This window comes from Stenotrophomonas sp. SrG, from assembly GCF_050031795.1.
In the GTDB taxonomy this organism is placed as follows: Bacteria; Pseudomonadota; Gammaproteobacteria; order Xanthomonadales; family Xanthomonadaceae; genus Stenotrophomonas; species Stenotrophomonas rhizophila_A.
Window position 1 is genome coordinate 1 of sequence record NZ_JBNBBE010001830.1, and the last position, 229, is coordinate 229.

1 protein-coding gene is annotated in these 229 nt (G+C 63.3%); it reads left to right on the forward strand.

Features of this window, described 5'->3' with window-relative positions; translation table 11 throughout:
* Positions 1-56: 56 nt before the first annotated feature.
* Positions 57-229, forward strand: a 173-nt coding sequence (locus ACQG3P_RS25535) for an epoxyqueuosine reductase QueH (RefSeq protein WP_426806602.1), incomplete at its 3' end; no start/stop codon positions are given.

The window sequence follows — 229 nt, forward strand, 5'->3', positions numbered from 1 at the left end:
GTTGCACAAGGACCCCGCTGCCGCCGTTTCCGGCAGCGGGGTCAATGGATTTCCGCATGACCGATTTCATCCGCCCCACCCTCACCCTGCCAGGTGGCCCCGACAAGCTGTTGCTGCATTCGTGCTGTGCGCCCTGCTCCGGCGAGGTCATGGAGGCCATCACCGCTTCCGGGCTCGACTACACGATCTTCTTCTACAACCCCAACATCCACCCGGCACGCGAGTACGA